At 66.2% G+C, this 22537-nt stretch carries 19 protein-coding genes; 11 read left to right on the forward strand and 8 right to left on the reverse strand.

All coding sequences use genetic code 11. The annotated features are described in order from the left end of the window. Positions 1-62: 62 nt before the first annotated feature. Positions 63-827 carry an IclR family transcriptional regulator gene (locus LGY53_RS21440; RefSeq protein ID WP_225728474.1) on the reverse strand — a complete coding sequence of 255 codons (765 nt, stop codon included), beginning with the start codon at positions 825-827 and terminating at the stop codon, positions 63-65. A gap of 313 nt (positions 828-1140) precedes the next feature. Here LGY53_RS21440 and LGY53_RS21445 point away from each other — a divergent pair, with 313 nt between their 5' ends. The 3 genes from LGY53_RS21445 (at position 1141) to LGY53_RS21455 (ending at position 5282) form a co-directional block, all read left to right on the forward strand. Next, complete coding sequence (locus LGY53_RS21445) at positions 1141-1938, forward strand: MIP/aquaporin family protein (protein ID WP_225728475.1); 798 nt, start codon at positions 1141-1143, stop codon at positions 1936-1938. 42 nt (positions 1939-1980) lie between these two features. Continuing rightward, positions 1981-3501: a glycerol kinase GlpK gene (glpK, locus tag LGY53_RS21450; RefSeq protein ID WP_225728476.1), complete on the forward strand. Its 1521-nt coding sequence runs from the start codon at positions 1981-1983 to the stop codon at positions 3499-3501. A gap of 98 nt (positions 3502-3599) precedes the next feature. After that, entirely contained in the window at positions 3600-5282 is a 1683-nt protein-coding gene (locus LGY53_RS21455; protein WP_225728477.1) for a glycerol-3-phosphate dehydrogenase/oxidase, read from the forward strand. Positions 5283-5331: 49 nt separating this feature from the next. Here LGY53_RS21455 and LGY53_RS21460 read toward each other — a convergent pair whose 3' ends face one another. The 5 genes from LGY53_RS21460 to LGY53_RS21480 all read right to left on the reverse strand — a co-directional run bounded on the left by LGY53_RS21460 (position 5332) and on the right by LGY53_RS21480 (position 9264). After that, a complete protein-coding gene (locus tag LGY53_RS21460) occupies positions 5332-5970 on the reverse strand; it encodes a hypothetical protein (RefSeq protein ID WP_225728478.1) in 639 nt (212 codons plus the stop codon). Positions 5971-6108: 138 nt separating this feature from the next. Next, entirely contained in the window at positions 6109-6666 is a 558-nt protein-coding gene (locus LGY53_RS21465) for a Uma2 family endonuclease (RefSeq protein ID WP_225728479.1), read from the reverse strand. Positions 6667-6771: 105 nt separating this feature from the next. Beyond that, positions 6772-7983, reverse strand: coding sequence for a saccharopine dehydrogenase family protein (locus tag LGY53_RS21470; RefSeq protein ID WP_225728480.1), 1212 nt, complete (start codon positions 7981-7983; stop codon positions 6772-6774). Continuing rightward, positions 7980-8498 carry a universal stress protein gene (locus LGY53_RS21475; protein WP_225728481.1) on the reverse strand — a complete coding sequence of 173 codons (519 nt, stop codon included), beginning with the start codon at positions 8496-8498 and terminating at the stop codon, positions 7980-7982. Before LGY53_RS21475 ends, LGY53_RS21470 begins: the two co-directional genes overlap by 4 nt. Positions 8499-8580: 82 nt before the next feature. Then, positions 8581-9264: a TetR/AcrR family transcriptional regulator gene (locus LGY53_RS21480; RefSeq protein ID WP_225728482.1), complete on the reverse strand. Its 684-nt coding sequence runs from the start codon at positions 9262-9264 to the stop codon at positions 8581-8583. Positions 9265-9376: 112 nt separating this feature from the next. Here LGY53_RS21480 and LGY53_RS21485 point away from each other — a divergent pair, with 112 nt between their 5' ends. The 8 genes from LGY53_RS21485 (at position 9377) to LGY53_RS21520 (ending at position 20420) form a co-directional block, all read left to right on the forward strand. Next, positions 9377-11650 (forward strand): MMPL family transporter, encoded by a 2274-nt coding sequence (locus LGY53_RS21485; protein ID WP_225728483.1) that lies wholly within the window; start codon positions 9377-9379, stop codon positions 11648-11650. 359 nt (positions 11651-12009) lie between these two features. Then, on the forward strand, positions 12010-12849 hold the full coding sequence (locus tag LGY53_RS21490) for a ParB N-terminal domain-containing protein (protein WP_225728484.1): 840 nt from the start codon (positions 12010-12012) through the stop codon (positions 12847-12849). Positions 12850-13131: 282 nt separating this feature from the next. Further along, entirely contained in the window at positions 13132-14196 is a 1065-nt protein-coding gene (locus tag LGY53_RS21495; RefSeq protein WP_225728485.1) for a 3-oxoacyl-ACP synthase III family protein, read from the forward strand. A gap of 2 nt (positions 14197-14198) precedes the next feature. Next, entirely contained in the window at positions 14199-15080 is an 882-nt protein-coding gene (locus tag LGY53_RS21500; protein WP_225728486.1) for a hypothetical protein, read from the forward strand. A 30-nt stretch (positions 15081-15110) separates the two neighbouring features. Beyond that, a complete protein-coding gene (locus tag LGY53_RS21505; RefSeq protein ID WP_225728487.1) occupies positions 15111-17780 on the forward strand; it encodes an aminotransferase class III-fold pyridoxal phosphate-dependent enzyme in 2670 nt (889 codons plus the stop codon). 14 nt (positions 17781-17794) lie between these two features. Beyond that, entirely contained in the window at positions 17795-19144 is a 1350-nt protein-coding gene (locus LGY53_RS21510) for a cytochrome P450 (protein WP_225728488.1), read from the forward strand. Next, positions 19141-20010 (forward strand): SDR family oxidoreductase, encoded by an 870-nt coding sequence (locus tag LGY53_RS21515; protein ID WP_225728489.1) that lies wholly within the window; start codon positions 19141-19143, stop codon positions 20008-20010. The genes LGY53_RS21510 and LGY53_RS21515 overlap by 4 nt, the downstream gene beginning before the upstream one ends. After that, positions 20007-20420: an SCP2 sterol-binding domain-containing protein gene (locus tag LGY53_RS21520; RefSeq protein WP_225728490.1), complete on the forward strand. Its 414-nt coding sequence runs from the start codon at positions 20007-20009 to the stop codon at positions 20418-20420. The genes LGY53_RS21515 and LGY53_RS21520 overlap by 4 nt, the downstream gene beginning before the upstream one ends. A 61-nt stretch (positions 20421-20481) precedes the next feature. Here the strand turns inward: LGY53_RS21520 and LGY53_RS21525 are convergent, their stop codons facing one another. Together LGY53_RS21525 and hutC are read right to left on the reverse strand one after the other, a co-directional pair. Beyond that, a complete protein-coding gene (locus LGY53_RS21525) occupies positions 20482-21603 on the reverse strand; it encodes a hypothetical protein (RefSeq protein WP_225728491.1) in 1122 nt (373 codons plus the stop codon). Between the two features lie 49 nt (positions 21604-21652). Then, the gene (gene hutC, locus LGY53_RS21530; protein ID WP_225728492.1) at positions 21653-22393 is read right to left on the reverse strand and encodes a histidine utilization repressor; all 741 of its coding nucleotides are present in this window, start codon (positions 22391-22393) and stop codon (positions 21653-21655) included. Positions 22394-22537 lie beyond the last annotated feature (144 nt).

Raw genomic sequence — 22537 nt, forward strand, 5'->3', positions numbered from 1 at the left:
TGGTTTCGCCTGTAACTCCGAATTCGCCGGAAGGACGGTGGTTGCGCCGATGCGATGCGCCGTCACTGCCCGGCACCGAGGTCGCGCGAAATCGACTGTGCCGCACTGCGGACCTGGCCGATCAGCGGCTGTCTGAATCGTAATTGACTGTCGCACAAACGATCTACCGTTCCACTGATACCGATCGCGCCGACCACCAGACCGCCGTGGCTGCGGATGGGCGCGGCGATTCCGGCCTCGCCCGGCCGGAATTCCTCGGTATCGCCCGCCCAGCCGGACTGGCGGACCGCGTCGAGCGCCCTCGTGAGCCCGGCCCGATCGACGATGGTGCGGCGGGTGAGCCGGACCAGTTCGCTGCCGCGGACCGCGGCGGCCAGTTCGGTGTCGTAGGCGAGCAGCACCTTGCCGAGCGCGGTCGCGTGCGCCGGAAGCTCCTCCCCCACCTCCAGCGCCTGTTCGCTGTTGTCCGGCCGGAAGACATGGTGCACGACGACGACCGCGTCGGCCACCGACGCGGCGATCCGCACCGCCTCGCCGGTGCGCGAGGCGAGGGCATCGGCCCAGTTCAGCGCCCGGGACCGCAGTTCGTTGGCATCGAGGTAGCTGGTGCTCAGGCTCAGCAGGGCGGTGCCGAGCCGATATTTTCCGGTGCCGGGGTCCTGGTCGACGAAGCCGACACCCTGCAAGGTGCGCAGGATGCCGTGGGCCGTGGGTTTGGCCAGGTCGAGCGCGGCGGCGATATCGCCGACACCGAGCCGGCCGGAGCCGCGGGCGAGCAGCCGCAGCACGGCCGCGGCCCGTTCGATCGATTGGATCGGTCCAGGCATGAGCGGTCAGTGCCCCCGGATACGACAGGAGGCGAAACCGAACAGCATGTGCGGAAACATAGCCGGATCCTGTTCATTCGACAATGTCGAACACGCGGTAACCGCACAGCAACACATTCGATACCACCAAACACAGTGTGAGCCACGCCATAGGCGACTCCAAGAGTCCGGACTTTAGCGGGCCATACATCCCACCTCTACCGAAAGCGTTCGACATTGTCGAACGTGCCCGCTGTCCGCACCGGTAATCCGGTCGTAACGTCAGCCTCGACTCGGCCGCGATGGTGCGGCTGCTTTAAACGGAGGCTCAACGGTGAACTTCGGCTCGATCTTCCTGAGCGAAACACTAGGCACGGGAATCCTGCTGCTGCTCGGCGCCGGCGTGGTCGCGAACGCGTTGCTGAACAAGTCGAAAGGTTTCGACGGCGGCTGGCTGATGATCAATTTCGGCTGGGGGTTCGGCGTGCTCGCCGGGGCCTACGTCGCCTATAAATCGGGCGGCCACCTCAACCCCGCGCTGACGATCGGCATCCTGGCCAGCGGCGCGGATCAATACGCACCGGGTATCGACGTCACATTCGCCAACACCGTCGCCTATCTCGGCGGGCAAATGTTCGGCGCGTTCCTCGGCGCGGTCGCCGCCTACCTCGCCTACAAGCGGCACTTCGACGCCGAACCCGACGCCGCCAAGAAGCTCGGCGTCTTCTCCACCGGCCCCGAGATCCGGGCGTACGGATGGAACTTCCTCACCGAGGTGATCGCCACCTTCGTGCTGGTCTTCGGCATCCTCGCCTTCGGTCACACCCAGACCGGTCTCGGCCCGCTCGCCGCCGCACTGCTGGTGGTCGGCATCGGCGCCTCGCTCGGCGGACCCACCGGTTACGCCATCAACCCCGCCCGCGACCTCGGGCCGCGCATCGCGCACGCCCTCCTGCCCGTCAACAAGACCGCGCCGCAACGGGTTCCGGTCGCCGCGGGTGGGGCGGAGCTGCCCGAGAACCCGGGCGCACCGGGCCGCAAGGACTCCGACTGGGGCTACGCCTGGGTACCGGTCCTCGGCCCGCTGGCCGGTGGCCTGCTGGCCGGCCTCGCGGCACACTTCTTCTTCTGATTTCCCTTCTCTCCCTTTGCTTTTCCTGAAAGGACTCGAGTCATGAGTCGGTATGTCGGTGCCATCGACCAGGGCACGACCAGCACCCGTTTCATGGTGTTCGATCACGGCGGCAACGAAATCGCCCGCCACCAACTGGAACACGAGCAGATCCTGCCGCGCGCGGGCTGGGTCGAGCACAACCCCACCGAGATCTGGGAGCGCACCCGCGCCGTCATCCAAACCACCCTGACCAAGGCGAATTTGGATGCGAGCGACCTGGCCGCGGTCGGCGTCACCAACCAGCGCGAAACCACCGTGGTGTGGAACCGCAAGACCGGGCGGCCGTACTGCAACGCGATCGTCTGGCAGGACACCAGGACCGACAAGATCGCCGCCGAACTCGAGCGGGCCGGCCACGGCGAAACCATCAGGCGCAAGGCCGGTTTGCCGCCCGCCACCTACTTCTCCGGCGGCAAGCTGCGCTGGATCCTCGACAACGTCCCCGGCGTGGCCGCCGACGCCGAACGCGGTGACGCCATCTTCGGCACCACCGACAGCTGGCTGCTGTGGAACCTCACCGGCGGCGTCGACGGCGGGGTGCACATCACCGATCCGACCAATGCCAGCCGCACCATGCTGATGGACCTGGAGACCTGCGACTGGGACGACGAACTGCTGGCGATCTTCGGGATCCCGCGGTCCATGCTGCCCGCCATCGCACCGTCATCGAATCCCGGACTGTTCGGCACCACCCGGGCCGACGGCCCGTTCGGCGGCGCGGTGCCGCTGGCCGGCGTGCTCGGCGATCAGCAGGCGGCCACCGTCGGCCAGGTGTGCTTCCGGCCCGGCGAGGCGAAGAACACCTACGGCACCGGAAACTTCCTGCTGCTCAACACCGGAACCGAAATCGTGCGCTCGCAGCACGGCCTGCTGACCACCGTCGCCTACCAGTTGGGCGAGGCCAAACCGGTCTACGCGCTGGAGGGTTCGATCGCGGTCACCGGTTCGGCCGTGCAGTGGCTGCGCGACCAGCTCGGCATCATTTCCGGTGCGGCACAGAGCGAATCGCTGGCCCGGCAGGCCGAGGACAACGGCGGCGTCTACTTCGTGCCCGCCTTCTCCGGACTGTTCGCGCCCTACTGGCGCTCGGATGCGCGCGGCGTCATCGTCGGACTGTCCCGGTTCAGCAACAACGCCCATTTGGCCAGGGCGACACTGGAATCCATCTGCTACCAGACCCGCGACGTGGTCGAGGCGATGCAGGCCGATTCCGGTGTGAAACTCGAGACGCTGCGGGTGGACGGCGGCGTCACCGCCAACGAACTCTGCATGCAGTTGCAGGCCGACTTCCTCGGCGTTCCGGTATCGCGGCCGGTGGTCGCCGAAACCACCGCGCTCGGCGCCGCGTACGCGGCCGGTCTCGCGGTCGGGTTCTGGCGCAATACCGATGAGCTGGAACAGAACTGGCAGGAAGCCAAGCGCTGGGAGCCCACCTACACCGAGGAGCAGCGCGAAAAGGGCTACGGCCGTTGGAAGAAGGCCGTCGAACGCACCCTCGACTGGGTGGACGTCGACGACTGACCGGAAATTCCACGGGGATGGCAGGAGGCGAAGCCGACGGGGTGGGTAGGCGGAGCTGGCCCGGAACGTTCTATTGATTACGAAGCAAGGAGATCACAGTGTCCGCACGATTGGACTCCACTTACCGCGCCGCGGCGCTGAACGCGCTGGGTGACAACGAAATCGATGTGCTGGTGATCGGCGGCGGCGTGGTCGGCGCCGGCGCCGCACTCGACGCGGCGGCCCGCGGCCTGACCGTAACCATGGTCGAGGCAAGGGATTTCGCGGCGGGCACGTCCAGCCGCTCCAGCAAACTGATCCACGGCGGCCTGCGCTACCTGGAACAGCTCGACTTCTGGCTGGTCCGGGAGGCGCTGCAGGAGCGCGGCCTGCTGCTGCGCAAGCTGGCCCCGCACCTGGTGCGCCCGGTGCCGTTCCTGTTCCCGCTGCAGCACCGGGTGTGGGAGCGCGCGTACATCGGCGCGGGCGTCGCGCTGTACGACACCATGGGCGGCGCCAGGGCCCTGCCCATGCATCGGCACCTGACCCGTTCGCGCGCACTGGAATTGGCGCCCGCGCTGCGGCACGACGCGCTCACCGGCGCGATCCGGTACTACGACGCGCAGGTCGACGACGCGCGCCACACCATGACCATCGCCCGCACTGCCGCACGGCACGGCGCGACCGTACTCACCCGCACCAAGGTGACCGGCCTGCTGCGCGAGGGCGAGCGAGTGGTCGGCGCGCAGGTCACCGATCTGGAGACCGGCCGCGAATACACCGTGCGCGCACGCAGCGTGATCAGCGCGACCGGCGTGTGGACCGATGAGATGAACCGGATGACGGGCGTCGAATTCCCGTTCCACGTGCGCACTTCCAAGGGCGTGCACATCCTGGTGCCGCGCGAGCGCCTCGACCTCGACAGCGGCCTGATCATGCGGACCGAGAAGAGCGTGCTGTTCGTGATCCCGTGGGGCGCGCACTGGATCATCGGCACCACCGACACCGACTGGGCGCTGGACAAGAACCACCCGTCGGCCAGCCAGGCGGATATCCGCTACATCCTCGATCACGTGAATTCGCTGCTGCGCGAACCGCTCACCGAGGCCGATATCGTCGGCACCTACGCGGGGCTGCGGCCGCTGCTCTCGGGCGCCTCGTCCAGCGACACCACCAAGCTGTCGCGGGAACACGCTGTCGCCGAACCGGCTCCGGGCCTGTTCGTGATCGCGGGCGGCAAGTACACCACCTACCGGGTGATGGCCGCCGACGTCGTCGACGCCGCCGTCAAGGGCTTCGGCCGCGCGGTCGCGCCGTCGGTGACCGATAAGCTGCCGCTGCTCGGCGCCGTCGGCTACCAGGAACTGGCCGAGGACGTCGCCGGTGTCGCCGCGCGCGCCGGACTGCCAACGGCCACCGTCGAACATCTGCTCGGCCGTTACGGTTCCGCGATCGCCGACATCTTCGAGCTCATCGAGGGCGATCGGGCGCTGGCCGAAACGCTGCCCGGCGCCGAGGAATACCTCGCCGCCGAGGCCGTGTACGCCGTGACACACGAGGGCGCACTGCATCTCGACGATGTGCTGACCCGGCGCACCCGCATCTCCATCGAGGTGGCCGATCGCGGTCTCACCGCCGCGCCGGTGATCGCGGAGCTCATCGCGCCGCATCTCGGTTGGGACGCAGCGGATGTCGAGCGCGAGGTGACCCGCTACCGGGACCGCGTGCAGGCCGAGCTGGCCGCCAACGAGGCGGCCGACGACGTCACCGCGAATCAGGCCCGCTTGGTCGCGGTAGCCTGACGCCGTGCCCGATCCCGTTGGTGGTCAACGGGATCGGGCCGGTTTCCGGTCAGATCTGCGGTTGCGGTTGATGCGCCGCGATCCCGTGCTCGTAGTCGAGCCTGGCCGAAAACTTCGCTATCTCATACGGATTCGTGTACACCGCGAGGGTATTGTTCTGCGCCTTGAATCCCGGCGCCTGCTTCGTCTTGCCGAGGCCGATGCCGATGCCCTCGCCGGAGCTCGACCAGTTCGTCGAACCCTCGAAGGCGACGATCCCGTCCAGCACACCGCCTTTGGTGTGGCTGATCTGATGGGTCGCCGACTGTCCCACCGCGAAATCCGCCGCGAACGCCGCCGGATCCTTCGCCGTATCGGAGGCCAGGATCTGTTTCTCGTGCACCCCGTTGGCCTGTGACTTGTCGAGGGTGACCTGAACCATCACCGTCGGATCCTGCGCCAGCCCGAAGATCAGATCGTTCAGCTCGTCATCGTCGTAGCCGAACATATTCATCTTCACGCTCAACCGCACCCGGCTGAACAGGTGCACCAGCACCCCGTGCACATCGTCGCGGCCGACATAGAAGACCCGGAAATCCGGGCTGGCCGTCGCCCCGAACTCCCCCTCCCGCGTGTACTGCGCGAGATCGTCCAACGTGAACGTCTGCAGCGTGCCGCTCCCCGCCGCCACGCCCTGTGTAGTGGCCACAGCTGTACTCCTGTCGAACTCCGACTGTCCCCACCGCATCAGCGATCACCCGGCACGACCTTCGTGTGCTCAGGTATCGCCCCCCACCCAACCCGCGTTAACCAGCCGGTTCGGTTCCGCCGATGGGATCTTGCGAGATCATTCCCCGTACCGAGGCAAACAGCCCGTATCGAGAGAGAACCCGAACGGTGACGGCAACTCGATCGGGTCACCATAGGTCCCGTGCAACTTGCCCTGATAGATCCCGTCCTTGGGATGCGTGTAGAGCGTCCAGTTCCCGTAGCGCGGATCGATAACAAGTAGCATTCGCACACCGGCCACGCTGTACCAACCGTTTTTGCCGGTGATCTGCTTGGTCTTCTCGGACTTGGAAATCACCTCGACGGCCAGTTCGACCTCGGCGGGATCCGCTAGCCATTCGTCATCCTCTTCCCAGTCGTCGGGAAGGACGATCAGGTCCGGTGTGCAGTAATCGTCCTCGTCGTCGGGCATGGATATCGACGAGACTTCGTAAGCGCCCAGGCCAGTAGGTATTTCTGCTTCGAGTTGGCTGCGCAGTCTTCGGATCGTGCCCGCGTGCTTGCCACGCGGCGTTGGCGACATCACGAGCGTTCCTCCCAGAACCTCCACACGCAATCCCGTGGCTCGCTCGATCTGCTCGGCGACTGCGCGCAGATTGCCGGGGCGCGGGTGCATAGCAGGAACTGTCACGGACGATCACTCCCAACCCATATGGACGACCCATCTAAACATAGCTCGAGCAGGCACGAACCGTGCCTGCTCGAGCTGCGACCGCGCCGTTCAGGCCGCGAAGAAGGCTGTGAGTAGGGAGACGCGGAGGCTTTCGCGGTTTTCCTCGGGGGTGGCCCAGGAGCGGGTGGTGGCGGTCATGGCGTCGGGGGGCGGGTTGCCGATGCAGTAGGGGGCGAAGCCGGCGAAGAAGTCCTTGGGGTCGAGGAGGGTTTCCGGGGTGTGGACGCCTGGTTTGGCGTCGGTTCGGTCGGCAAGCAGCAGGGCGGCGACGGCCAGCGGGACGCCGGTGTTCTCGGCCATGCCCGCACCGGGGGCCTGGGCGAGAGCCGTTGCGACAGTGGCTTTTTCACCACCCTTTAGACCGGTGGCCACGGCGAACAGCGGGGGCAGGGCGCCGGGTTTGATGAGACCCGATGCGGGCAGTAGGGGGACGATGCGATGCGCGACGGCGGCGGCCCGGTCGACCGTGAACAGTTTCGCGCCGACCGCCCAGCGCAGCAGATGACATACGCCGATGAACAGGTTGTCGGCGACGATGGCGTTGGTGTTGCCGCGCAGTTCCGGGAAGGCCCGGTCGAGGGTGACCGCCTCGGGATGCCCGAAGCTCCATGCCACTCCGCGCCCGATGCCCGGGTAGTCGATCCGAATCCGTTCCAGCGCAGGGCGATCCACGTGTACACCGTCGCGCACCACCCTGATGCTGCCGCTGATCTGGTGCATGCCGTGCACGAAGGCGGCGCTGGGCGTGCCGTCGTCGGAGACCGCCGTGCGGGCGTCCTCGGCGCTCCACGCGGTGACGATGCTGTCCACGGTGTCGAGCTCACGCGCCGCGCTCACCGCGAGCATATTGGCGACGCCCGGACTGCTACCCATCCCCACCAGCGCGTAAATACCTGCCGCACGAGCCTTTTCGTCCATCGCCAGCATGGCCAGCGTCGGCTCCCAGTCGTCGCAGATATCGATGTAGTTGCGTCCGGCGGCGATGGTCGCGGCCAGAATCGGTTCGCCGAAGCGGAAATACGGGCCGACTGTGTTGAGCACCAGATCGCAGTCGGCCAGTGCGGCGCGCAGCGCGAGTTCGTCGGTGACGTCGAGCCCGATGCCGGAAGCCTTGGGGCCCAAGGTTTTCGCGAAGTCCGCAGCACGCCGAGCAGAAAGATCGGTGACTACGAGCCGATCGACCGCCGGCGCGGCGGCGAGTATCTGCGCCGCGGACTGCCCCATCTGCCCGGCCCCGCCGAGCATCAGGATCCTGGTCATCGCGCCACCTCGTTTCCGGCCAGCGGCGAACAACAGCCGAGGCGCCCGCGGGGCCGGACCAGCAGCACGTCGGCCTCGGAGTGGTTTGCGACGGCGTGACCGACCGGTCCGACCCAGTCGCAGACCGCGCTCGGGCCCGCTTCCCTATTTCCGATAACCATCAGGTCCGCCTCGTAATCCGTTGCCACACTGAGCAATCCGTCACGGGGTGTGCCCGGCACGGCGAACGGCGTTATCCGTTCGACCCCCAGCGCCTCGGCATGCCCGACCGCCGACTGAAGGATGGTGTCGACGGCCGCGGTGACCTGTAGTAGATGTTCAGCCTCCTTATACGATCCGATCGGGGAATGTCGATCCGCCCCGTATGCCCGGTCGTACGCGCAGGCGATGACCAGTTCGGCCCGCGCGACCCTGGCCAATATCGCTGCCCGCCGTAGTGCCGCGAACGAACTCGCGGAGCCGTTGGCCCCGACGACGATCGTGCGGTACGGGTTAGAAGATTCCCCTGAAATCATGCCGCCACCCCAAAAATTTAGACAGTGACTATCACGTAACCGGTGACTCTACGCCTCCGGCACCGTAACCTGCAAGTGACTTTCAGGATTGTCCGGGAGTGTCCTTCGGCCCCAGTTCGGGCGGCGGAAACGACAGGACCGCCTCGGCACTGCGGGTGAGCGCCTCGATCACATAGGTCAGCGCATCCGCGAGCGGCAGTTCGAAACCCGTTTCCCCCCAGTAGTCGAGCGCGGCGTCGAAACCCCACGCCGCGATGGCCGCGAGCAGCCGGACATCCAGATCGCCCGCGCCGCGGCCGATGCGCTGCGCGATCACCGCGCGCAGCACCCCCTCCAGCTGCCTGGTCTGCCGGGCCAGACCGTCGCGCACATCGGGTTGACTCACCACATATCGCATCCGGCGGCGGATGCGCTCCTCGTCAGCGGCCAATTCCTGCACCAGCGCGGGCACCGCCGCGCGAATCATGCCGACGAACTCCGCCGGCGTCACCACCTCGCCGCCCTCCTGGGCGAGCAGCTCGATGAATTGCGGATCGTATTCGTCCCACAGGATCAGCGCCTCCTTCGTGCCGAAGTAGCGGTAGATCGAGCTGGGGGACACATTGGACGCGGTGGCGATCTGCTCCACCGTCACATTGCGAAAACCGTGCTCGTCGAAGAGATCGAGGGCGACGCGCTGGATCTCGCGCATGGCGTGCAATTTCTTGCGCTCCCACACCGAACCGGTCGCCTTCGACGTGGGCGCGTTCAACTCTGAACGGGTCACCTGCCACAGCTTACCCAGCGCTCCGGCGAAACAGAAAGTGACTTGCAGGATTCCGCGGACCGCTCGTAGACTCGCGGACAGCTGGGAGTCGCTTTCAGGCGGGAGATGTGCGATGGCACAACTGGATTCGGTACTGGAGCGGGCCGAATCGGCACGCCGGCTGGGCTTCGGATATCGGTGGGGCGCCTTCGTCGCGGCACATTGGCGTGTGGCGCTTGGTATTTGGGCGGTGCTGCTGGTCGCCTGCGCGATTTGCGTTCCCATTCTCGAAAACCGGCTGCGGGCACCGGATTTCACCGTCGATACGGCGGAATCGGCGGCCGCGCGCACGATTCTGACCGATCACTTCCCGAGTATCGGCGCCGAGCAGGACGTCATCGTCTTCGACGGGCACGGCCGCGCGGTCGAAACGCCGGAATATCGCGAGCTGATCACCAGGGTGCTCACCGCGGTCCGCACCACACACGGGGTTTCGGACGCGATCGGGCCGCTCGACGGCGCGCCGCTGCATCTGATCGCCGACGATCACAGCTCCGCCATCGCCATCGTCAGCCTCGACGGCAACGAGACGCGCCGCGGCGAGATCGCCGAGGAGCTGACCTCGAAATTGCGCAAATACAGCTCCAGCATGATCTACGTCGGACTCACCGGGCACTCCCCGCAGCAGAACGATCAGATCGAGGTGGGCGTCGAGGATACGACCAAGGCCGAATCCATCGGCATGCCCGTCGCGCTGCTGCTGCTCGTGCTCGCGATGGGTGCGGTGGTCGCGGCGGTGGTGCCGGTCGGTGTCGCGGTGGCCGGTATCGCGGGCGCGTACGGGCTGATCTTCCTGCTGTCCACGCTGCTGCACTTCGACACCCTGGTGCTCGCGGTCGCCACCATGATCGGCACCGGCGTCGGCATCGACTATTCCATGTTCCTGGTGAGCCGGTTCCGAGAAGAGTTGGCGCACAGCGAGATAGCGGACAAACGCGCGAAGATCACGCACGCCGTCGCGGTGACCATCGATACGACGGGCCGCAATATCCTCGCCTCCGGACTGATCGTGATGATCTCGCTCGGCGCGCTGTTCGTGGTGCGGGTGCCGATTTTCCGCGCCGTCGCGGGCGGTGTCGCCGCCGCCGTGGCCGCCTCGCTGCTCGTCGCGCTGACGCTGCTGCCCGCGGTGCTCTCGGCGCTCGGCAACAGAATCAACGCGGGTTCGCTGCCCGCCGCCTTCCAACCGCCCGACACCCGCGACGGGAAATCACGCGGCGGCTGGGAGCGCTGGGCGCACGGCATCATGCGGCGGCCGGTGGTCTTCGCCCTGGCCGCGACGGCCGCGCTCGCGGTGCTCGCACTGCCGCTGACGGGGGTGAAGTTCGGCCTGGACGCGGGCGTGCAGGCACTGTCCCAGCAGCCGTCGGGTAAGGCGACCCAGGTGATCGAGCAGAAATTCGCGAGCGGCCTGCTCGCGCCCCTGCAAATCGTCGCGACCACCGCCGACACCGGCCCGCTGAACGCCGATCAGGCGCAGCGCGCACAGGCGTTCTTCAACAAATTGTCAACGGATCCGCGCATCGCCCAGGTGCTGCCGGAAACCGCCGACGGGCGCACGGTGGCCACCGTCATCCTGCGACCGGCATTCGATTCCCCGGACGCCACGAATCTGGTGAAATCACTGCGCGCCGACGCACGGAAGGTCGCCGATAACGACGGGCCGACACTGCGGGTCGGCGGCGCGACCGCCGAATACGTCGACTTCAGCGCGGAAATCACCGATAAAACGCCGCTGGTATTCGGACTGGTTCTGGCGATGTCACTGATATTTCTGATCATTGTTTTCCGCAGCGCGCTGCTGCCCATCGAGGCCATTGTGATGAATTTGATCGCCATCGCCGCGGCCATGGGCACGACCGTCGCCGTATTTCAATGGGGTCTCGGCGAATCTCTATTCGATTTCCACAGCCGCGGATTTATCCAGGTATTCCTGCCGACCGTTGTTTTCGCGACACTCTTCGGGCTGTCGATGGATTATGAGGTTTTCCTCATAGGGCGCATAAAGGAAATATGGGACAGGGACCGGGACAACGAGCGCGCCGTCGCCGCCGGACTGTCCCACACGGCCCGGCCGATCAGCACCGCCGCCGCCATCATGGTCGTCGTCTTCGGCAGCTTCGTGACCGCACATGTGTTGGAGGACAAGCAGATCGGCTTCTCCCTCGCGGTCGCGGTCGCGATCGACGCGGTCTTGGTCCGGCTGGTGCTCGTGCCGGCGCTGCTGCGGCTGTTCGGCCCATGGAATTGGTGGCTACCGCGACGGCCGAGAAAAGGATTCTTCTTGCCAAGTGGAACCGTTAACCGGAAAGTTGTCTTGCTGAAACGGAAATCCGAGCACGTGTGATCTTGTTCACATACGGAACGGTTCGTTGTCCAGCGCATTTCGCATATCCTGAGCTGACTGTCACGTTTGTGCACGTTTCCTGGCGTCGCCGTAATCAACATGCAATAATTCTTCACGACAGCGAGTGACGAGCGGTTCGGCCCACCGGGGTGCCCACGTTGTGCTTGAGCTCGGTCTTTTCGATCTCTCGATGAGATACGACTGGGGCGTGTGGCGAAAATGGCTTGCGCGCGCCCGCGCAGGGGTGATTCAGCATGAATGGACAGTCAGCCGGTACCGGAGGACGGCAACCGGCGGGGCGGATAAATGCTGGTGTCGTCGATTATCGTCAAGCGATCGGCAACACCGTTCCGATTACCGTGAACGGAATCTCCGACGAGGTGGTGGAGGTTCCCGTCGAGGCAATCGAAAGCAGCGAGTTTCTGCGGGTACGCGCGGTGGACAGCGGTCACGCGGAGCTGCTCGCGCAAACCGATGGACCATTGCCGCCGATCGTCGTCCACCGCGACACCATGCACGTCATCGACGGCCTGCACCGATTGCAGGCCGCGAAATCCAAGGGACTGCGCGCGATTCCGGTGCGCTTCTTCGAGGGCAGCGCGGAGGCGGCGTTCGTGCTCGCGGTCCAGTCGAATATCGCGCACGGACTGCCGCTCTCACTGCGCGACCGTAAAGTCGCCTCGCTGCGGATCATGCTGATGTACCCGGCGTGGTCGGACCGCAGGATCGGCGTGGTGACCGGGCTCGATCACAAGACCGTCGGCGCCATCCGCCGCCGCGCGGCTGGGGAAATTCCCCAAACACCTACCCGGTTGGGCCGCGACGGACGGGTTCGCCGACTTCGCGAGGCCAGCGCGTCCCGATCTGGGGATCAGCGGCGCGCCGGCGGACATCACCCGAGCCGGGCACGCGCCGAATCCGATGCGGATGCCGCGGCCACCTCGCTCATCGATCGGCTGCGCCGCGACCCGTCGCTGCGCCTGTCCGAGACCGGGCGTCAGGTGCTGCGCTGGCTCGACGCCGCACCGCGCAGCAAGGCCGAATCCGTGGAGCTGGCAGGACAATTGCCCGAGCACTGCCTGAACCTGATTCACGAGATGGCCCGCCAGAACGCACAGAGCTGGCAGGGTTTCGCGGCCATGATCGGTGACCGGCTGGAGGCCCGGCTCAGCGCGATCGCGCCGGCCACCGGCTCATAGGGGCCACCGGCTCATAGGAATCAATTAATCGAAGGCGCGACCGATCGATGATCGGCCGCGCCTCTCGGTAATTTTTCCGGTCCGACGCGGAGAATATCGTCGCGATCCGGTAATTCGCCGTGCGCGGACCATAAATTCTCGATGGTCGGCACGGCATTTTCGCATACCCATCGTATAGAACCATGAAAAGGACTTTTGTCACATCGAAAGTTGACTGTTCTCGCGGGCCCGTTGAACGATTGCCCAGAAGGCCATCGAAAAGCCTGGAATGGAGCTGCACTGATGCCATCGGTAAAAGAAAAGAACACCAGGATCGAATCGATCGGAACCTATCTTCCGGCAACCTCGGTCTCGACCGCCGAACTCCTGGACAAAATCGAGACCCGCGCCGCGCCGCCGATCGAGGCCCTCACCGGCGTCCGGCAGCGCCGGGTCTACGACCGTTCCGCCGACGGCTACGAGGATTCTTTCGTACTGGCCACCCGCGCCGCCGAGGATGCGCTGACCCGATCCAGGTACCGCGCCGAGGATCTCGACGTAGTGATCTCGACCTCGATAACCCGCCGCAGGGGTCCGGACCGGTTCAGCATCGAACCCGCCTTCTCCGGCCTGATCGCCGACGGTATCGGCGCGAAAAAGGCGGCGACCTTCGATATCGGCAACGCCTGCGCCGGCATGGTCACCGGGGTCATGGTGCTGGACCGGATGATTCGCCAGGGCCTTGCCCGCACCGGGATGGTGGTGAGCGGTGAGCAGATCACCCCCATCGCCGAGACCGCCGTGCGGGAGATCACCGAACAGTACGATCCGCAGTTCGCCTCGCTCAGCGTCGGCGACGCGGGCGCGAGCGTGGTGATCGATACCGCGACCGATGACGCCGACATCATCGATTACGTCGACCTGATGACCTCATCCGGTTACGCGGAATTCTGCCTCGGCAAACCCAGCGATAAAACCGAGGGCGTCGCGATGTACACCGACAACAAGTCGATGCACACCGAGGAGCGTTATTTGCAGGGGATTCGCTGGTATCTCGATTACCTGCGTGCCCGGGGCACGAAGATAGAAGAAGAGAAATTCGACTTCATACTCCATCACCAATTCAGCAGCCGGGCGCTGGACTATATCAACGCGCTGCTGGAGCGGGAATCCGGCGTGCCCGCGCCGACCAGCCTCACCGTCATGGAGGACTTCGGCAATACGGCGTCTACCTCCCATTTCGTGGCACTGCACGAACATTTGAAACGGGGCACCATCGCGCCGGGTTCGAAAATTCTGGTCATTCCGTCCGCGTCCGGGATGGTGTACGGCCACATGTCCCTGCGAGTCTCCGCACTGAGGAGCTGATCATGCGCATATCCATATTCGCCTCGGCCGTCGTCCCCGAATCCGACGCGCTCGGCTCGATCGACCGCTCGACGCTGGCCGTGCGCCAGTGCCTGGCCAGGGCCGGTGTCGACCCGAGCGAGGTGGATCTGCTGGTGAACACCGGCATCTATCGCGACGACAACCTGATGGAGCCGGCCATCTCGGCGTTGATCCAGAAGCACGCGGGCATCAACCTGTCCTATGTCGGCCAGCCGGCGCCCGCGCTGTCCTTCGATCTGATGAACGGCCCGTGCGGATTCCTGGACGCCATCGAGGTGACCACCGCGACATTCGGCGCCAAGGATGCCGGGGTGGGCGTCATCGTCTCCGGCGACGGGCATCCGGCCCGCACCACCCCGCAGGACGTCTACTTCCCCTATCTGCCCGCAGCGGCGGCCGTACTGGTGAAGCCGAGCACCGACGAATCCGGCTTCGGACGGGTGTACCGCGCGAGATCCGTTGCGCCGCAACGTCCGCTGGGCTTCATCCCGCTCACCGCGATGGGCACGGAGGGCCGCAGGACGGTGACGGTGATCCCGCCCGAGGAGTCGGCGATGGAGCGCGGGCTCGAGATCGCGATCGATGCGGCGCAGCGCTGCCTGACCGAGGAGCGGATCGATCCGGCGCGCACCGTGCTGCTGTCCGCCGAGCCCCGGCCCGGTTTCGCCAAATCCGTTGCCGCCGCTGTCGGTATCGATCGCTACTTCACCCCGGAAACCCCGGGCAACCCGCACAGTGCGGCATTGCCCTTCGCCTACCGCGCCTGGCTCGACGAGGACGCCCCCGGCACCGCGGAACACGCGCTGTTCCTGGCCGCCGACGGTCACTCCGTCGCAGGCTGCGCCCCCTACCGACTCCCTTGAACCGCTTGAACTTTCAGGAGATAGACGACAATGTCGAATGATTCGCGGAAACTATCCGACGCGCTGACCAAGCCGGGCCTCGCCGCCGTCGAAGCGGGCAGGCTGCTCTGGTGGACCGGATTCTACGGCGCGCGCTACGCGCTGAGCGGCGCCCGCAAGAAGGGCGAGACCGGCCAGGTCACCGCCGCGAAACTGCTGCGCGGCTACCTGCTCAACATGGGTCCGCTGTACATCAAGGCCGGACAGGTGCTCGGCACCCAGACCGGCCTGCTCCCCCGCGACGCCACCGAGGAATTCCGTTCCTTCTTCTCCAACCTGCCGCCGATGAGCCGCAAGGATCTGGAGGAGACGCTGCGCACCCAGCTGCGCGCACCGGTGAATCAGCTTTTCGCACACTTCGATTGGCAGCCGGTCGCGGTCGGCTCGGTGGCCCAGGTGCATCGCGCGGTGCTCAAATCCGGTGAGACCGTCGCCATCAAGGTGGTCAAACGCGGTGTGGCGGAACGACTTCAGGCCAGCGCCACGGTGCTCGGCGCGCTGCTGAACACCGCGCACGCGCTCATTCCCGCGGTCCGAAAGCTCGACGGCCCAGCGAATTTCAACGAGCTGCGGCCCTTCGTCACCGGGCAGTGCGATATGCGCGCGGAGGCCAAGCGGCAGCGCGCCATCGCGGAGAACTTCAGCTCACATCCGTACCTGCGGGTGCCGCGGGTGCTCGAGGAGTTCTCCACCGACCGGGTGCTGGTGATGGAGTACATCGACGGCATCTCCGGTGAGGACGTCGACCTGATCTCGCCGGAACTGCGCCCGGATCTGGCCCGCCGCATGCAGGACGCCTTCGACACCATGGCCTACTTTCACGGCCTTTTCCACGTCGACCCGCATCCGGGCAATGTCATGTTCCGCGAGGGCGGCGAGATCGTACTGCTCGACTTCGGCCTGGTCGGCGAGCTGAACGAGGACGACAAGTGGGCGCTGGCCGGGTTCTACTTCGCCTGCACCCGCGAGGAGTGGGACAAGGCCGTACTGCGGTTCACCAACGCATTCCTCGAGGAGCGCGGCGATCTCGACAAGCACTGGGACGCCTACGCCGAGGATATGGCGGGGATCCTGCGGCTGTATTTCCTCGAGCAGACCGACAAGTGGTCGACGATGTCGTTCTTCGACGACGCCATCGCGCTGCTCAACAAGTACGGCGCCCGGCCGACCACCCGGTTCACCCTGCTCTCGCTGGCCTTCCTGACCGGTGAGGGTTTCGTATCCGTCGTCGACCCGCAGATCGATATCTGGGCCAACGCGCGCCGCTTCAACGACCGCTACTCCCCCTATATGAGCGAGGACCTCGCGGCCCGCTTCGAGGAGGAGATCGGGTCGATGAGCCCGGCGTCCATCGCGATCAAGGACAACCCGGAGCGCGCGCTCATCGCGCCGACGCATTTGGACCGCTACGTATTCCCGAGCCAGTTCCCGATGATCATCGAGGAGGCAAAGGGTTCCAAGGTCCGCGATATCGACGGCAACGAATACATCGACCTCTCTTGCGGTTACGGACCGCATATCCTCGGCTACGCACCCGAGGTCGCGGTCGAGGCGATTCAGAAGGCGGCGGCCAAGGGCGCGGTCAACGCGATGGGCAACCGCGGGGAACTCGATCTGGCGGAACTGATTTCGGACGCCTTCGACCCGCTGACCAACGTCATCCTGTGCAACTCCGGCACCGAGTCGGTGCAGGTCGCGCTGCGGCTGGCGCGGGCGCACACCCGTCGCGACCGGATCGCCAAATTCGAGGGCCACTACCACGGCTTCACCGATCAGGGCACGGTCAGTTCGTGGTTCGTGTTCAGCGGCGAGAAATACAAGCCGCGGCCGATCAATTCGGCGGGCGCGCAGCGGGCCGTCACCGATCGCACCGTGCTGCTGCAGTACGGGCACCCGTCGGCGTTCGAGACCATCGCCGAGCACGCGGACGAACTGGCCGCGGTGATCATCGAGCCGATGCCGGGCGCCACCCTCGAATACGATGCGGTGTTCCTGCAGCAGCTGCGCGATGTCTGCACCGCCAACGGCATCGTGCTGATCTACGACGAGGTCGTCACCGGATTCCGGGTGCATTTCGGTGGGGCACAACATCTTGCGGGTGTGCGGCCGGATCTGACCTGCCTCGGCAAGATCATCGGCGGCGGGCTGCCGTGCGGTGCGGTGGTCGGGCGGCCCGAGGTGATGGAGCGCGGCCGGACCACCGGCGATCCGTTCACCGATATCGACGAGCGCGCCTTCGTCGGCGGCACCATGAGCGGTAATTCGATCACCACCGCCGCCGGCCTCGCGGTGCTGGAATACCTTGGCGGCCATACCGAAATCTACGCGGAGCTGGACGCGAACACCCGCAGGCTGATCGCCGACCTGAAGGCGACCACCGACGAGCGCGGTATCGCCTGCAAGATCAAGGGTTCGCATTCGATGTTCAACATCGCCTTCGACTACGCGTCGCCGAAGCTGGTGCGGGACAAGATCGCCGGCACCAATATCAAGGCGAGTATCGCGCTCGCCTACTACATGCGCCCGCACGGCGTGTACTTCCCGGAACTGCACGGACTCTTCCTGAACGCCGCGCACACCTCGGCCGACCTCGATCACATCGCCGAGGCCTTCGCCAAGTGTGTCGGTGAGATGGAAGAGCACGGGCTGTTCCTGGCCTGAGCACGGAGCGAAATATGTTGATGGAACGAATCGAACCGGGGGGCGGCCGCGGTCTGGTCGCCCCGCCGGGGCCGTGGCTGCCGTGGCCGGTGCAGACCGCGATCTTCACCTGGTGGCGGCATCTGTGGGCGAAGAGCCTGCGGGAGAAGTACGGCGACGTGATCGCGCTCGACATCTACCCGTGGCGCAAGGTGATCCTGCTCTACGATCCCGCGCACATCGGGGCGATGTTCACCTCGCCGCCGTCGAGATTCAATGCCGGAGAAGGCAATCGGGTGATGTCGCCGGTGATGGGCGAGCAATCGGTGTTCATGGCCGACGGCGCCGAACACCGGCGGCTGCGCAGGCTGATGGCGCCGCTGTTCGGCAAGACCGCGGTGCGCGGCTATCTGGAAACGGTGCAGGAGCTCACCGAGAAAGAGGTCGACACCTGGCCGCTGGCAACGACTTTCGAAAGCCACGACCGGATGCGCGAGCTCACCCTCGACATCATGTCGCGGGTCACCTTCGGAATGGCCGACGGGCGGATCTTCGACGAATTGCGCGCACAGCTCGGCAAGCTGCTCAGCATGGACCTGGCCGTACTGATGGGCCTCAACGTGCCAGCCGCGCGCCGCTACGGTCCGTGGCGGCGCGCGCTGGAGCTGCTGCACAGCATCGACGTGCTGATCTACGCGACGATCGAGGAACGCCGCGGCGTACCGGATCTCGCACAGCGCGACGATGTGCTCTCCCGGCTGCTCGTCGCGGGCGAGGGTGATGATCGGCTGAGCCCCAAGGAGATTCGCGATCAGGTGATCACGCTGCTGATCGCCGGACACGAGACGACGGCCACCGGATTGGCTTGGGCGCTGCACGAATTGGCGCGCAACCCGCGGGTGGCCAAGGAGGCGACCAGGGCGGCGCTCACCGACGACACCGCGTATCTCGATGCGGTGGTGAAGGAATCGCTGCGGCTGCATCCGGTGATCTTCGAGGTCACCTGGACACTGACCGAGGATGTCGAGCTGGCCGGATTCCTGCTGCCCAAGGGTGCGACGCTGATGCCGATGATCGGCATCGTGCAGAACGATCCGGCCAATCATCCGGCGCCGGACGAATTCCGGCCGGAACGCTTTCTGGGCCCGGAGATTCCGCCGTCCACCTGGATTCCGTTCGGCGGTGGCGCACGCCGCTGCGTCGGGGCGAATTTCGCGATGATGGAGGCCGTCGAGGTGCTGCGCGTGCTGCTCTCGCGCCGCGCCATCACCACCGACCGGCGCAAACCGGAGGCGGCCAGCTCCAAGCACGTCGCCTTCGCGCCGGCCCGCGGGGCCAGGATCAGCGCGCCGCCGCTGGCCGAGATAGACAGGGCGATGCGATGACCGAATTCCTCGGTAAGACGGTGGTGGTCACCGGTGCGGGTTCGGGTATCGGACAGGCGCTGGCCAGACAGCTGGCCGCGTCCGGTGCGCGGCTGGCGCTGTCCGATATCGACCAGCCGGGCCTGACCGAAACGGTGCGCCAGGTGCGGGCATTGGGCGCACAGGTGCACGGCGACGTCGTCGATGTCGGTGACCGGAATCGAATGTTCGCCTACGCCAACGAGGTTCGATCCCGGTTCGATGCGGTGCACGTGGTGTTCAACAATGCGGGCACCACGTTCACCGGATCGGTCGAGGAGTCGGATCTCGACGATTTCGAACGTGTGCTGCGCGTGAACTTCTGGGGTGTTGTCAACGGGACCAAGGCGTTCCTGCCGCACCTGATCGCCTCCGGCGCCGGACATGTCGTCAACGTCTCCAGCGTCTTCGGACTGGTCGGATTTCCGGGCCAAAGCGCCTATACCGCATCGAAATTCGCGGTGCGCGGGTTCACCGAGGCGCTGCGGATGGAATTGCGCGAGCAGCACCGGCCGGTCAAGGTCACCTGCGTCATACCCGGCGGGGTGAAGACGGGCATCGTCCGGAATTCGACCGCCGCACGCGATATCGATGTCGACGCGCTGGTGGCGTCCTTCGACAAAGACCCAGGCGTTTCGGCGGTTTCGGCCGCGCGGACCATCCTCGCCGGTGTCCGCGCGGAACGCGGCCGGGTGCTCATCGGCCGGGACGCCTGGCTCCTCGAGCTGGCGCACCGGCTGCTCGGGCCCGCCTATCAGCGGGTGGTCGGACCGATCGGCGCGCGCTGGCTCGATGAGATCCGCACGCCGCGGCAGGCGGCGCGCGTCACCCTCAGGGAGGTGAAATGAGCCCCGAGACAACGGAAGCCGAATTCGTCGAATTCGTGGCCAAGGCATCCGATGACGAACTGACCGCGCTGATGGTCGATCCGGCGCAACGCCGGGCGATCCTGGAGCGGATATTCGAACTCTGGTGCGCCAGCGTCAATGTCCGCAAGACCAGACGGGTGGATTCGGTGCTGCGCTGGCAGATCGGCGCGGCCCCGGATATCTGGGATATGCACGTCTCGCACGGGACGTGCACCGCGACAACGGGTCCGGCGGGTCTGCCGCCCGATGTCACGGTCACCATCGACGATGTCTCCTTCCTGCGCGTCATCACCAGGCAGGCCAGTGGTTTACAGCTGCTGGCCACCGGCCGGATGGGGATTCGCGGGAGCATGTCCACCGCGCTGCGGATGGATGGGTGGTTCGACTGAGCCCGATGTACCGGCCCGGATGCGTTCCTGCTCCGTGCAACGCGTCCGGGCGGGCCGTCGGCTACAGCGTCGGCGGATGCCGGATCCACAGTCGGCTCGCGGCCTGATCCGTCGTCGCCAGCAGCACCGAACCGCTCAGCAGTGCACCGATCCTGGCCTCCGCGGCCCGCACCGGAATGCGGAGGTCATACCAATGGGTGCAGTCGTAGTTCATCTCGACCAGGTGAGCGGTGCCGTCGATCCGAATGACAGCCGCAACCGGCCCGACCGGTAACGGGGCCCGGAAATCCGGAACCAGTACCTGCGAAATATCAAGGCTGGGACCGTCCAACCCGGCTACCGGAGCCGAATCCATTGTCGGCCAGCAAAGTGCATGCGGCCGATCCCCGAATGTCTGACCGAGCAGCACACAGTGGTCGAGGCCACAGCCTGCCCGCTGCGCGACCGCGCCGGAGCCTTGGAGCGCGATCCGCTGCCAGGTGGCGCCGTCCCGCGATGTCCAGGCCAATGGCTCGAATTCGCCGTTGCGCTGGGTGTTTCCGACCACAAGGAAGCCGGGCGGCCCGGTGGCCACTCCCACTGCGGCCGTCTGCTCGCCCACCGCCGAGGACAGTGCCGGATCGTCGGCCGAACGCTGCCAGTTCGCGTTGTCGGGTGAGGTCCACACCGCCGCGCCGTACCGGTGACTGCTGCCATCCCACTGGCCCACCAGCAGCCCCGTACCGCTCAGCGCCGCCGCGGCGCTCACCGCGATCGAGTGCGGTCCACCGAAAAGCTCGAAGGCCTGCGGGAATTCGACAAGCTTCGTGGTATCGCCGCCCCATACGGTCATGCGCGGATTACTGTGCGCACCGCCGAATGCCTGGCCCAGCACGGTGATCCGATCGCCGATTCCGGCCGAGATCAGCTCGGTCTGAAAGGCATAGGGACTGTGCGGCTCCACCGCGACCGAACGCCATTGGTGGCCATCGGATGTCGTCCACGCCGCGGGCGCACGACCGTCCGGTCCCGGCACCGAACCGAGCGCGAGCAGTCCGCCGGGGATCGACGTGAACGCCAGTATCCGCGCATCCTTTGCGGGCAGCGGTAATTCGGCCCAGGGGCTGCCGTCGTCCGACGCCTTCGAGCATGCGGTCAGGAATGCGAGCAGCGCCGTGCAGACGACGGCCAGCGATCGGCCCATCCGCCAACTGTGCCAGAGCGAAACGGGTTTGCGGCCCGAATTGCCGGGTTCACACCTCGAACGCGCCCTCCAGCCTGCTGCGCGAACCCGGGTGCAGCAGCCGGGCCGAGCTCACCAGTGCCGTCGCGGACCAGGTGCGGCGGCAGATCAGCAGGCACGGCTCGGTGCGCCGGATGCGCAGCAGCGCACACTCTTCGGCGCTGCCCGGTACGGCCTCCACCACATGCTCGCCCCGGACCAGCGGCGCGACCTCGCTGAGGTACCGGTTCGGGGTGATCGCGGTGAAGTCCTGGTCCAGATAGCCCGGCGCCGCTTCGGGATTCACCAATCGGTCCTCCAGCTGAATGGGTGACTCGTCGTCGAAATGCACCAGCAGCGAATGGAATACGCGATCGGTGGGCCACTGCGCGGCATCGGCGGATTCGCTGCGCAGGAACACCACCTCGGTGCGGTGCCGGTGTCCGCGCCGCTGGATCTCGTCGGCGATATTGCGCACCTCGAACAGCGGTGAGGTCACCTTCGCCGGTGCGACGAACGTTCCGACACCCATATTCCGCACCACGACGCCCGCGGCGGTCAGCTCGCGGAAGGCGCGGTTGATGGTCATCCGGGAGATGCCGAGTGCGCGCACCATTTGCGGTTCGGAGGGCAGCTGATCGCCGGGGAGCCAGCGCCCGGCCCCGATCTGGGTGCGGATCAGCCTTTTGATCCGCTCGTACGCGGGCGTCGATTCCGGGCCCGCGGCCGCGAACAGCTCGGCCAGGTCCGCATCGCTCGCGCACCGGTCCATGGCAACCGCCTCTCGCCTGTGTCGTGCCGCCTGTCGAGACTAGCGGTTGACAGCGACTTGTATATACAGGACTATGCATTCGGGTTGTTCCAGTGACCCGGAGCACAAGCGAGGGCGCAGAGCCGGGCTCTCGGCGAAACCGCA

This window comes from Nocardia sp. JCM 34519.1, from assembly GCF_020361265.1.
In the GTDB taxonomy this organism is placed as follows: Bacteria; Actinomycetota; Actinomycetes; order Mycobacteriales; family Mycobacteriaceae; genus Nocardia; species Nocardia arthritidis_A.